Source organism: Bacillus coreaensis (genome assembly GCF_050586445.1).
GTDB classification, from domain to species: Bacteria; Bacillota; Bacilli; order Bacillales; family Cytobacillaceae; genus Robertmurraya_A; species Robertmurraya_A coreaensis.
The window spans coordinates 19,771-33,444 of the sequence record NZ_JBOCCY010000024.1; the positions used below are offsets into that span (position 1 = coordinate 19,771).

Here is a 13,674-nt window from a genome sequence, read left to right on the forward strand (position 1 = left end):
TATATAATAAAAGATTATTCTAGGGGCTTATTATGGATAAAACATTGAATAGACAGTATGGAAAAATCAGCATTATTATCCTCCTTTTTATTGTCTCTGAGTTGATTGAGTTTTTTATTCCACACAATTCTGATGTATTTAAGGTTGCGCATTATCTTTTCGTTGTAATGATTATCATTCTATTATTTTTTTTAACAAAAAGAATCAATAAGCATACAACAGATTTAAACGAGACCAACCAACGGCTTAGTACCATTTTTGAAACATTGGACGTGGCGATTTGGTCCATGAATTTAAAAACTAATAAACTTCTGATCACTCCTGGAATTGAAAAATTATACGGCTATCCTTTATCAGATTTTTACGAGAATACAGAGCTATGGAAGGAAACGATTCTAGAAGAGGATTCTCTTGTGCTTGAGGAAAGAAAGAAAAAAATAGAGAGAGGTGAAGCGGTCACTAGTGTGTACCGTATTCGCCGTCCAAATGGTGAGATTCGTTGGATTCAGGATAGAGGGATTCCCATACTAGATTCATGCGGAACCTTAATCGATTTTACAAGTGTGTTATTTGATATTACGACTCTTAGAGAAAGTGAAGAACGTTACCGTAGCTTGGTGGAAATGTCACCGACTTTTATTGCAATTATCAAGAATAATAAGGTAGATTATTTGAATCTTGCAGGTTATCAGCTATTGGGTATCTCAGATGATCATCCGATAAGTAATGAATCGATTACAAAATTTATGAAGATCGAAACAATTAGACATATAAATAATAGAATGTTAATAGATCAATATGAGAAAAATTTCTTAAGTTATGAGACCGTTATAACCGACATACAGGGAAGGGGAATTTCAGTCGAACTTTCTGTATTACCTATCAATATTGAGGGACGTCCTGTGTACCAAATCATTGGTAAGGACATTACGGAGAGGAAAAAAGCAGAAGAAACGATCCATCATATGGCTTATTATGATACGTTAACAGGGTTAGGTAATAGAAATAAACTAAAAGAACATTTAGTTCATGAAACTTCCTTTTCTACTACATTCGCTGTTTTGTTTCTTGATTTAGATAGATTTAAAGTAATTAATGATACGAAAGGCCATTCTACCGGGGATTTAATTTTACGAGAGGTTGCCAATCGGTTAAATACGATTATTGGAAAAAAAGGCTCCGTATTTAGGCATAGCGGTGATGAATTTATAGTGGTTTTTTCTTATCATGAAATACAAAAAATTGAGCAAATAGCAAATAGTATCCTTCGAAATCTTAATACTCCTTTTGAAATCAATGGAGAAGAGTATTATTTAACGACTAGCATTGGAGTAAGTCGCTATCCTGAAGATGGCGAAGATCAGGAGACGCTAATTAAGCATGCAGATACAGCCATGTATTTGGCGAAGGAACATGGGAAAAATAATTTTCAATTTTATACCTCTCAGCTTGATGAAATAAAACTAAGGAAATTAGAGTTGGAAAATGGGTTAAGAAAAGCCATTGAGTTAAAGCAATTCTCTTTATTTTATCAACCTAAATTTCATTTGAAAAGTAAGGAAATTGTAGGTACCGAAGCGTTGTTGCGGTGGTTTCATCCAACCTTAGGTATGGTGTCTCCGATTGAATTTATCCCTCTAGCTGAAGAAACAGGGATCATAGTTGATATTGGAAAATGGGTTCTAAAAGAAGCTGTTAGGCAAAATAAAAAGTGGCAAGATACAGGGCTAAAGTCAGTTTCAGTGGCTGTTAATATTTCGGTCAGGCAATTGTTAGAAGAAGATTTCATTGAATTCGTGGATAACACATTATCAGAGTATAATCTAGAACCAAAGTATTTAGAGTTAGAAATTACCGAAACGATTATGCAAGACATTGAGAATTCTATTCGTGTCTTAAATCAATTAAAGAATTTAGGCATCACCATTGCTATTGATGACTTTGGTACGGGTTACTCCTCTCTAAGTTACTTAAAACATCTTCCTATTGATACAATTAAAATCGATAAATCCTTTTTAGATGATTTAGAAAAGGAAACGGGGACTAATTCTATCGTAAAAGCTATTATCGAAATGGGAAGAACTTTAAAGTTTGATGTTATTGCAGAAGGAATCGAAACAGAATATCAAGCAAAGTATTTAATCAATAACTATTGCGTTCATGGGCAAGGGTATATTTTTAGTAAACCCGTAAGGTCAGAGGAAATTGAAGCCCTGCTAGTGTAAACTAATATTGCAGCCCTGGGCTGCAATATTTTTTTCTAGAGTGCACGACGAAAGGAGCAAAAGATTGAAAAAGCAAGGGGTCATTTCACTAGGTGAGGCTTTTGTTGATTTTATCTCCCAAGATCAGACGAATACAAATTATCAGCGACTTTTAGGAGGAGCCACTGTTAATGTCGCGGTAGGAGTTCAAAGGTTAGGAATTCCTTCGTATTATTTATGTAAGCTTGGGATGGATGAGACAAGTGTGTTTGTGCAAGAAGAAATGAAAAAAGCACAAGTGAATCTATCTTATTGTACTTACGAGGCCACTAAAAAGATTTGCTCGGTATATGTTCATGTAAATGATCAAGGGGATCGTTATTTCCATTCATACATAAATGAAACGCCTGATGACTGGATGACAGCAGAAGAACTCGACAAAGAGCTGTTCATTCAAAGTAAACTATTCTATTTTGGATCAGGCACCCTTTTCCATCCAGTAGCAAGAAAAACAACCAATCAAGCTCTCGCATTTGCTAGTGAAGGGGATTTGCTTGTAGCATTTGACACCAATATTCGTTTGAAACGCTGGGAAAGTGAAGAGCAATGCAGAGAAGTGATTCTCTCCTATGTAAAAAAGGCGGATATCGTAAAAATGGCAGAGGATGAATTATTGTTTTTAACACAATCGGAGAATGTTGAACAAGGGCTACTTGCTATTTCTAAACTGGGTATTCCTTTTCTTTTTATCACGAGAGGGAAGGAAGGAGCGATGGGTTTACATGGACAACATGTGGTAAAGGTTCCTGGTGTAGCTGTGAAAGCAGTGGATACAACCGGTGCAGGAGATGCGTTCTTGGCAGCCCTTATAAGTGAATTTCATAATCATGGCTTGCCTGAAAAAAGATCCCAGTTAGAAAGATTTACGAGAGTTGCTAATGATGCAGGAGCACTTTCGACAACGAAGGTTGGTTCGCTATAGTTAAAAACGTTAAAAACCCTCCTAAGATAAAAAGGGTTTTAACGTTTCTAACGTAATTTTAATGTTCTAACTGTGGTGGTAGCTGCTTAAAACCATTCGTTCGAAAATAAAGAAATGCGATTCCAATGATTAACCAAACAGTTCCTAAAATGAAAGCGAATTTGTCCATACCGCTCCATACATAAGCAATTACTGCAAAGCCAAGTGCTGGAAGAACCATGTATCTTAGGTGGAATATTCCAAAAGGTTTCCAGTTAACTTGCTCATATAAATGGAGTGGTGCTTCTCCTTTTTTCTTGATGTAGTACAACCATATAACGGATAAATTTAAAGTAGCAAATCCAAAAAATGCCCCATAGTTTACTAAATTAGAGATCATTCCAATATCGACCGTAATTCCAAGTACGAATTCGATGGCAACAATTAGTATGATATTAAAATGGGGAGTATTAAATCGTTTGTTGATAGCGGCAAATATTCCTTTTGGTAAAAGATTATCGCGGCCCATTCCGTAAAGTAGCCTAGCACCTGCAGCAGTTGCTACTAAATTAAATACTGCTAGGGAGCTTAAAAAACCGGCAGTGAAAAAGAGGCCAAAAGCGTCGCCACCTGTTAATATGGATACTTGAAATAAGACCGTATTCATCCAATTTTCGTCAGATATGGAATCTCTCCAATCTGGAATAACAAGCATAGCAATATAGCTACATACCACCATAGTTATTAATCCAATTCCAATGCATAGAAATATTGCTCGAGGAATGTCTTTTTTAGGATTGCGAGTTTCTTCCGCTAATGTTGTGATAGCATCAAAACCTAAGAAGCTTAGGACAGCTAATGAGGTAGCTGCGATTAATCCAGTCATGCTATCAAACTGAAATGGTAAGCTACTTATTAAAGTACCAGTACCTATACCATCAGAGTATACGGCTTTTCCCCATACGAGAATACAGGTCCATACAACAAATTCACCTAAAATTAAAAACCATATCCCCATCTTAGACATTAATTCCACACCAAGAATATTCAGTAAACCAATACCTATGGAGAACATACCAAGTAGAATCCAGAAGGGAATAGTGGGGAAATACTGTTGAACTAAGTATGCAGCACTTACAGAAGTTATGGTTGGTATCAATACATAATCTAACGTAACGACCCAACCCGCTAAAAAACCAAAGTGGGGATTCCAGCCACGACCTACATAACTATAAACCGACCCAGCTAAAGGGAAATTCTTCACCATAGTAGAGTAACTAAATGCGGTTAATAGCATCGCAATACCAGCAAGGAGAAATGGAAGAGCGACCGTACCACCTGATGTAGAAAGGAGTACACCAAAGATAACGGCAGGAGCTAGAGGTAGCATATAGTTAAGACCAAATGCAGTTAGTTGCAGTACAGTCATCGATCCTTGCAGCTCTTTTGTGTAGCCGAACTTGTCTACCAACATACTATCATTATTTTGTACCATATTTTTTTCTTGTAACTCCAAATTAATTCCTCCTTCTAATTGTTTTATTTTTTTTCAAACTTTATGAGAAGTACTTATATGGAGGTTTTAGTGTGAGTGTTTATGAACAGTTGGTTGAAATTCAACCTGTTCTTTTGTCACAGATTGTAAAACTCCTATTGTACTAATAAATGTGATACTTAGGATAAATACAGTATAGTAGATAACAATTTTTGAATTCAGCTTCTTTTGTTTTTCCACTTTCGTCAATAGCAGCATGATTGCTAGTAAGCTTATTAGGTATATGATATCGGCAGCAATGACCATAGTGACTACTTCGCTAGTCGATAGCATAACCCCTAACATCGCACCCATCATGGCTCCCATAAAACTCGATGATTGAGCCTCTATGATTCCACTAATCCCAAACACTCTTCCTATCAAAAATGCAATAATAGCGGATAGCATGATGGAAAATATAGTTGATATGGCAAGTAGGTGAGGAATCCAGATGGCAATAATTAAACCTATTGTGACACTACTAGTCATACTTAGTAACATCGGAATACACTTTGCTAAAGAGGAATTCGATATATGTTCTCTTACAGTTCTACTAGTACTAAAGTAAATGCTGTATGCAATGACCATCAGTAAACTAATCCAATTAATCATTTGTATCTCTCCTTACTTATTAGGAGAAGAATGTTAGGTTCTTCTCCTTGGTAGCCAAGTATTGTTAGTGACAATTTGTTTGATTGTTCATATGACAAGTAGATCCTTTGGCCTTTGGGCGAGGTAAATCAAGAGCTGGGTTACGATCAAAGAACCCTACTGGTTTTAACTGGAAGTTAATATAAGCAGTTGGCATAACAGGCCAGTCTTCCGGACGTGTGATATGATGATGTCCCATGGTGTACCATAAAACGATGTCCTCATTTTCAATATTTCGATTGGCTGAAGCATATTTTGGAAGACCATCTCCACCTTTATGCTGATTTGGATAATTTCCAGTTGCAAATTTTTCTTTCGAATTGTACTTAGTCACATAAAGGTGATTTTTAAGGAAACCCGCCCGCTTCATTACGCTAGAGTCCTGACTAGCATATGGCAAGCAGTTTTCTCCAGGCATGATTTTATATCCAACTGGTGTACCAACCGCATTTAATGAATGAGGATTAATCACCTTCCACGTACGTTGAGATGCGAAATCCATTGTTCTTTGTGCTTCCTGTTCCGTTTTAAATGTTTTCGTCTCAATATAGAAAGCATTATTATTCGGGTTATGAGGTCCTTTTGTCTCAGGTAAAGTGCTTACTTCTACTACTGAATTTTTCATTCCATCCAACATGGTGTCGAGGCGGAAGTTAAAGAAATGCTGGTGGTAAGCCGCATTTAATTGAGGAGCGATTTCCGTACCGTATTTAGATTTGCCAGTCTCATCAAATGTACCAGTATTGAGCATCCCGGTTAATTTCACTTCACTTTCAATTGTTCCGTCTTGATAGAAGCTCCAGTAAAAACCATAGTCATAATTTCCAACTGTACAGAAAAAGGAAATAACTAATCTGCGAGAACGACGCGTTTCTACTTGGTCGGTTCTCCAATCCGTATGCTTCCAAGCAACTCCATAATCTTCCTCGTGAAGACAAATCGCATTAGGGATCGTACGTACATTTCCTCTACTGTCTGTCATGACTGCATCAAAATATCGTATTTCACCTAAACAGTCACATCCTAATGTTAATGGGTTGGCAAGCTGACCCATTCCGTATTCTCCTGCATCAAAAGCATTTTGCGTGTTATGGGCAAAGCTTCCATCTGCATAAGGTACAACCATTTCGGATAAAGCTGCACGGTATAAAATAGGACGAATAGTACCTTTATCCTCATATCCTACTGTATAAAGAACGAGTCCTTCTCGTGGAGTAAAACCAAAGCGTAAATGCCATTTTTGCCATTTAATATAATGGCCATCTACTTCAAAGCTTGGACCTTCAGGTTGGATAATCTCTAATGGTTTCAAATCTGTTCGTAGTGTAATGCTATCGGACGTTTCTGGTGTATAGTTTGCATCCGTAGGTGGGAGTGGACGAATACCATGGTCCTCAAATCTATGAACCTCCATTTTATTTAAATCTACATAAACTACGATTCCTGTTAAGGGGTACGCATATCCATTATCAGTTGGAAATTTTCTTACCCAACAAATTGCTCTAGCTAGCCGTTTCCCTTCATCTTCTTCTATACCGAAGTAACCAGCCGACCAAGGGTCTACCATAACAAGATCTGTGTTTGTGATTCCCCTTTTTAGTAAAGCAGCCTGAAATTCTGGGCACTCTTTGACTACCTTTTCACACTCCTCAAATTCATCAAGCATGATGCCTGGTTGGACTCCTGGAATGTGTTCCCATGTAACAACTGTTTCGTTTGTAATTGAAACAACAGCCTCGTAGGTTTGTTCTGATTCATTGTCGAGAATGATAATAAAAGCTTCTCTTTCGATTTCCTCTCCCGTTTGAAAATTAAGAACAAAGTCTTTCTCAGGCTCATTTAACACGACTGTAACAAATCTTACATGTTCACTTAAGTTCATCTCTTTACGTAAAATGGCTACAGCTTTGTTAATTTCTTCTCCAGTTAAAGGTTCTAAAGGATGCTTCACTTTATTTATTACTTTTACTTTTTCCATTTGTAGTTCCTCCTTGTGATTGGTTGTTCTAAATATACGAAACACTCAGAATAAAATCATTGTAAAAAAAGGAACTACGTAATAACTAGTAACAAATGATGTTATATTATCTAACGCATAAGGAGGGGCTGGACTGTAAATAAGTTATAATGTTTCTCAACTTGTATATGGTGAAAATATTTGTATAAAGGAGGATGAAAATGACTTGGTTATTTAACCCTACCCAGCCGGAGATGATTAAAAATAGCTATTATTATGAGGAAGAAAAGCCTCCAGAAATCTTAAAAAAGAATGTATCTTTATTCTATCAATTTAAAATTTTAGAAACGTCCTCAGGTTTTTTACCAGTTATTCCAGATGGCTGTGTAGATCTACTTTTTTGCTTTGATTCCGCCAAACCTTTTGCGGTTGTTGCAACTAGCCCCTTACAAAGATGTACATATGAATTCAGGAAGGATGCTGACTATTTTGGTGTGAGGTTTTATCCTGAACAAGGCAGTTTGAAATTCCAATGTTCCTTAAAGGAACTGCTTCATCATCAACAAATCCCTTTATTTGATGCATTTACATTTCATCCGTCCATCCTAGAAGAATTAGCAGAACAAACCACCTTAAATGATCGGATCATGTGGTTTACTTCGTTTTTAACTTCAATAAACTATGAAGGGAATTATGACTTAAATCTAACCAATTTTTGCTTAAATAAGATCTATTCTTCTCAGGGCTCAATGAGTGTAAAGCAATTGTCTTCCATTACAGGCTATACGGACAGGTACATTCGGAAAAAGTTTGACCAATATATTGGTTTTTCTCCAAAGGAATTTTGCCAAATTGTTCGATTGCAAAAGTCTATCCATCAACTCCTAGAATTCAGCAAAAATATTGAGGATCAAACGGTAGATGATTTAGGCTTCTTTGATAAATCTCATTTCTATAAGGAATTTAAAAAGTATATGTCCATAACGCCAAAAGAATATAAAAATCTCTTTTTATATCAGGACCAATAAAAAACGCCAATATCCAGTTTCAATATTGGCGTTTGTATCTTAATTTTTACTGAGTCTATCAATTTCAACCTCTGGCTCTAACGAATTACTCACTTCTTCTACAATGATATCTTTGGTAACTGTGAAGGTAGCGGTGCCTTTAATATTTTCTGATGAAGCTCCAACCTTTACAGTATATTTACCTTTTTCTACAATCCATTGATTTTTCTCTTCATCAAAGGAAGCGAGGTCTTTCGCTTTCAAATCAAACTTTAATAGTTCAGTTTGATTTGGTTTTAATTCTTTTGTTTTTCCAAATGCCTTTAATTCTATTTCAGGTTTTTCAAGCTTTCCATCTGGAGCCGAAACATATACTTGCACCGCTTCTTTTCCTGATACTTTTCCTGTATTTTTTATATTAGCAAATACGGTAATTTGATCTTTGAATTTACCTCCCTGATTCACTCGAACATTACTGTAATCAAAGCTTGTATAAGACAATCCATATCCAAATTCATAGGCAGGTTTCACATCAAAGGTTGAGTAATAGCGATAACCAACATAAATGTCTTCTTCATAGACAACCTGAGTAGGGTTCTCTGCTGGTGTACCAGGGAAATTTTCAGATGAAGGTACATCTTCATATTTTACAGGGAAGGTGGTTGCTAGCTTTCCGGAAGGGTTCACCGCTCCAGTTAATATATCTGCTACCGCATCACCTGCTTCCTGTCCCGGTTGCCATGCTAGAAGGATGGAATCCACTTGATCTCTCCAACTTGCTATTTCAACAGGGCCACCAATATTCAGGACAACTGCCACTTTCTTTCCAGCATCATGATATGCTTTTGAGACGTTTTGAATCATCGCTTTTTCCGTATCTGTTAGAAGGTAATCACCTTTTACATTTTGACGATCCACACCTTCACCAGAATTTCTTCCAATCACAATGACCCCGATATCTGATTCACCCTCGATTGTTTTAATCTGGTTCGTATCTAAAACCATTTCAGGAATGACTGGTATTTCTTTTCCAAAGTCCTCACCCCATGGACTCGGCTTTATTTTGTATTGTTCCATTTGTCTTAACTCACTAATGTGGTTGCTATATTGATTCACAAGGTCTTCATGGAGTGAATATCCTGCATGTTTCAATCCGTCTACAATAGACACGGTATAGGCTGCGTTTACATCTCCACTACCTGTTCCACCTTTTACCGTTTCAATCTGTGCGGTACCAAATAACGCCACTTTGTTTTCTTTTTGAAGTGGAAGTGCATTTTGATTATTTTTTAATAGAACCATTCCATCCGCCGCAGCTTGACGAGCAACTAGGGCATGAGCTTGGAGGTCTGGATTGTCAGAATGGCTATAATTTTTAAAGCTAGGAGATTCGACGACGAAGTTTAAGATGTTCTTAACATTTCTATCTAATATCGCCTCGTCTAAGCTTCCGTTTTTAACCGAATTTGCAATTCGTTCTGAGCTTTGAGGGAAACCAGGCATAATCTGATCATTTCCTGCTCTCATTTGGGCAACCGGATCTGTTCCAGCAAACCAGTCAGTCATCACATAGCCATCGTAGCCCCAATCTCCTCTTAAGACTGTTGTCAGCAATTCTTCATTTTGAGATGCAGGTGTACCATTTAGCAGATTATAAGAACTCATGACAGCTTTCGGATGAGATTCCTTCACAGCGATCTCAAAGCCTTTTAAATACAACTCTCTAAGAGCTCTTTCAGAAACAATCGTATCAATGGTAAAACGATTGGTTTCCTGATTATTAGCTGCATAGTGTTTGATGGTAGCACCTACTCCATTAGATTGGACACCATTTACTAAGGCAGCGGTCATCTTACCTGCAATCAAAGGATCCTCAGAAAAATATTCAAAGTTTCTTCCGGTTAATATGTTTCGGTGAAGGTTTAGAGCTGGTGCAAGCAATACATCCACACCGTATTCCTTCACTTCATTCCCCTGTGCTTGCCCAACCTTATTTACTACACTCGTATCCCAAGTGGATGCCAATGAGGTAGCGATGGGGAAGGCAGTGGTATAATACGTTTTTGACTCTCCAGGACGTGTTGGACTAATTCTTAACCCGGCCGGTCCATCCGCATAATACATGGCAGGAATTCCTAATCTCTCAATGGCTGGTGTTCCTCCCACTGCACCTTGCACGGGAAGTTTAGGAATTGTCATTCCAGGCATGCCCACACCTACTACGAGTTTTGCCTTTTCCTCCACCGTCATAGCGGCGATGACAGCATCAATGGAAGCCTTGTCTACTAATTGAGGAACTATATTTTTGATTGTTTGTTCTGTCTTTAGTGCTTCTTGTTCAGCTGCGAATACTCCTGTTTGAAAACTTAATCCGGATAAAGCAATACCTGTTGCTAATGCAATGGAAGTTAATTGTCTTCTTTTTTTCCTCATCTTCTTTAACATCATATCCCCCCAAAAAGTTAAGTGAGTATGTTTGGTAACGCTTTCATAAACAATCTTACCAACTAGAGTGTGAATTTTCAGAAGTTTTAAAAAGGAGTATTTTAGTATTACTAGTAATTTTTCAATGCAAAATCTACTGAAAATTGCCATACGACAACATTCACTTTTAATCGACAGAAAGGTATACTTGAAAAAATAGGTTAAAAGTCGGGTGAATACGATGAACTTTACATATGAAATTATCGAAATGAATAAGGACCTGCCGATACATATTTTTCTGCACAGCGTTGATTATGTGACAAACCATTGGCATGACAGCATAGAAATGATCTTTGTGTTAAAAGGGAAGGTTGCTGTTTCGGTTAATGATAAAAGATACCATTTAAATGAAAAGGATATTTTTCTGATCAACGCAAATGATATCCACTCCATACAACATCAAGAAGATAATTTATTACTAGCTCTTCAAATCCCGATCCCTGATTTGAAGAATAATATAAAAGACGCCGACACATATTCTTTCTCTTGTAAGTCTTTTTTATTCGATGAAAGCCATCAAGGGGAGTTTAATGAGATTCGAGCTCTGCTTGCACAAATGATGTGGGTTATTAATAAAGAGGGAGAAGGATATGAGCTACAAATACAATCTCTTTATTTCCAATTAATATACTTGTTAACGAAAAATTTCAAAGATGAAAACGTTAAGGAAAGCAAAATCTCCAGCCAAAAGCATATCGATAGACTCTTACGAATCACTTCTTATGTAAAGGATAATTTTAAGCAAGAAATAACACTTAACGAACTAGCTCAGATTGAGTTTCTTTCTATTCACTATCTTTCTAAATTTATTCAGAAGCATCTTGGCATGCCCTTTTCAAAGTATGTCGATAGTATTCGACTAGACCATGCGGTAAAAGATATTGTTTTTACCGATATTCCTTTAACGCAAATTGCCCTTGATAATGGATTTGCTAGTGTAAAGGCGTTTAACCGAGCTTTTAAGGAATTTTATCAACAGACACCAAGTGAATATCGACGGGCCGTTGAAATGGAACCAAGAAAAACAGATAGTAGCAAAGTGACGCTTGCTAACTATGTTGAAATTGATAAGGATCAAGCCTTCTCAAAGCTCTTTTCGTTTTTACCTCAAGAGGATAAATTAATTGAAGTGAATCATAAAGCGGTGGTTAAGAAAAAGATTCCTATTAATATAAAAGGGAAAACCTCTAAACTGAATCATACTTGGAAAAATTTAATGACAATCGGAAAGGCGAAAGAGGGTCTTTATACAGGTGTTCAAAAGCAAATAAAGAGAGTGAAAAAAGCAACCGACTTTCACTATCTTCGCTTTCATGGATTGTTTGACGATGAAATGATGGTATACGCGGAAAACGATAGGGGTGAGGTCGAGTATAACTTTTTCTATACAGATCAGCTATTCGATTTTTTAAAAAGCATAGACGTAAAACCATTTGTTGAACTTGGTTTTATGCCAAGAGACTTAGCTGAAAATCAAGAGGAAACGGTTTTTTATAAAAAAAGTATTATTAGCCAGCCGAAGGATATCGAAAAATGGAATTCTCTAGTGAAGAACTTTATTTTACATTATGAAAATAGATATGGAACGGAAGAAGTGAAAAACTGGTATTTTGAGGTATGGAATGAACCTGATTTTTACGTGTTTTGGAGAGGGACCTTTGAGGATTATTGTGATTTTTATAAAAGTACCTATAACACGATAAAAAAGCACAATCCTACCTATAAAGTGGGCGGCCCAAGTATTAATACGGTGAATAGTGTTTGGTTACAGGGGTTTTTAGACTTTTGTAGTAACGAGAATTGCATTCCTGATTTTATTACGTTCCATTGTTACTCACATGAAGAAAAAGATATTAATAAGAAAAGAAAAATGGTAGACGGCGATTCCTTCGAGTTTGGTTACATTTCACGAGACGAAGACTTTTTAAAAAATAAGATTAACCGACTCAAGGACATTCTAGCGGAGAAAAAAATGTCACAATTAGAGGTTCACCTAACAGAATGGAATTCAACCGCCTTTCATCGAGATTTAACAAATGATACAAGCTTTAAAGCCGCTTTTATCGTTAAAAATCTGCTTGAAAATATCGATAAGATCCAAAGCTTGGGCTATTGGACTTTGACAGACTTCATTGAGGAACAAAGGATTGCCCTTGAAACGTATCATGGTGGCCTCGGTTTAACAACGAACAATGGCATTCCAAAGCCTGCTTTATATGCATATGAATTTCTAGGAAAGCTTGGAAATGAGTTAATAGCATCAGGGGAAGGGTATTTTGTGACCAAAAGTTCTGGGGGGTATCAAATCATTCTTTATCATTATTGCCATTATGACAGATTGTATTGTATGAATCAGCATGCAAAAATCGATTTGACCGATCGCTATAAGGTATTTCTCGATAAAGATGATATTCGCATGACACTATATGTAGGCGGTTTGGATAAGGGGATTTATATAGTGAACCAACACAAAATAAACCGAGGCAATGGGAGTAGCTTTGATCAATGGGTAGAAATGGGAGCGCCTATCCGGATGGATGAGGAAGCCGTTGAATATTTAAAGCATTCTTCCATTCCTAAAAAGCATATAAGAGAGGTAAGTGTTGAAGGAGAGTTCATTATAGAAGAGACCCTACAGCCTCACGAAGTGCAATTAATAGAAATTATTCCTCAAAGAACCCTCTAGGCAGGCTAAAATACCTGCCTTTTTTTGTTGTAGTTAGTTAATGTAAAAAGTCAATTCAAAAGAGAAATGACAATTTACGGTCTCTCTTTGAGCAAATATCGGATAGTGTAAAGGTTTTCATAGTTCTATAATGAAGTACATAGGAAGCGTTTCCAGCGCGGAAAGAAAATGAGTTTATTTAGCACTTATG

At 36.8% G+C, this 13,674-nt stretch carries 8 protein-coding genes; 4 read left to right on the forward strand and 4 right to left on the reverse strand.

Annotation, left to right across the window (positions count from 1 at the left end; translation table 11 throughout):
* Positions 1-32 precede the first annotated feature (32 nt).
* Entirely contained in the window at positions 33-2,225 is a 2,193-nt protein-coding gene (locus ACQ5H4_RS22060) for a sensor domain-containing protein (RefSeq protein ID WP_430777039.1), read from the forward strand.
* 64 nt (positions 2,226-2,289) lie between these two features.
* A complete protein-coding gene (locus tag ACQ5H4_RS22065; protein WP_430777040.1) occupies positions 2,290-3,186 on the forward strand; it encodes a carbohydrate kinase family protein in 897 nt (298 codons plus the stop codon).
* Between the two features lie 58 nt (positions 3,187-3,244).
* On the opposite strand, the gene ACQ5H4_RS22070 is transcribed toward ACQ5H4_RS22065, so the two are convergent.
* The 3 genes from ACQ5H4_RS22070 to ACQ5H4_RS22080 all read right to left on the reverse strand — a co-directional run bounded on the left by ACQ5H4_RS22070 (position 3,245) and on the right by ACQ5H4_RS22080 (position 7,328).
* On the reverse strand, positions 3,245-4,681 hold the full coding sequence (locus ACQ5H4_RS22070; RefSeq protein ID WP_430777041.1) for an APC family permease: 1,437 nt from the start codon (positions 4,679-4,681) through the stop codon (positions 3,245-3,247).
* Between the two features lie 66 nt (positions 4,682-4,747).
* Positions 4,748-5,311 (reverse strand): hypothetical protein, encoded by a 564-nt coding sequence (locus ACQ5H4_RS22075; RefSeq protein WP_430777042.1) that lies wholly within the window; start codon positions 5,309-5,311, stop codon positions 4,748-4,750.
* 64 nt (positions 5,312-5,375) lie between these two features.
* Positions 5,376-7,328: a primary-amine oxidase gene (locus ACQ5H4_RS22080; protein ID WP_430777043.1), complete on the reverse strand. Its 1,953-nt coding sequence runs from the start codon at positions 7,326-7,328 to the stop codon at positions 5,376-5,378.
* Between the two features lie 200 nt (positions 7,329-7,528).
* Between ACQ5H4_RS22080 and ACQ5H4_RS22085 the strand changes: the two genes are divergently transcribed.
* Entirely contained in the window at positions 7,529-8,335 is an 807-nt protein-coding gene (locus tag ACQ5H4_RS22085) for a helix-turn-helix domain-containing protein (protein ID WP_430777044.1), read from the forward strand.
* A 39-nt stretch (positions 8,336-8,374) separates the two neighbouring features.
* Here ACQ5H4_RS22085 and ACQ5H4_RS22090 read toward each other — a convergent pair whose 3' ends face one another.
* Positions 8,375-10,759 carry a beta-glucosidase gene (locus tag ACQ5H4_RS22090; protein WP_430777045.1) on the reverse strand — a complete coding sequence of 795 codons (2,385 nt, stop codon included), beginning with the start codon at positions 10,757-10,759 and terminating at the stop codon, positions 8,375-8,377.
* A 220-nt stretch (positions 10,760-10,979) separates the two neighbouring features.
* Between ACQ5H4_RS22090 and ACQ5H4_RS22095 the strand changes: the two genes are divergently transcribed.
* Positions 10,980-13,484, forward strand: a complete 2,505-nt coding sequence (locus tag ACQ5H4_RS22095; RefSeq protein WP_430777046.1) for a GH39 family glycosyl hydrolase — start codon at positions 10,980-10,982, stop codon at positions 13,482-13,484.
* Positions 13,485-13,674 lie beyond the last annotated feature (190 nt).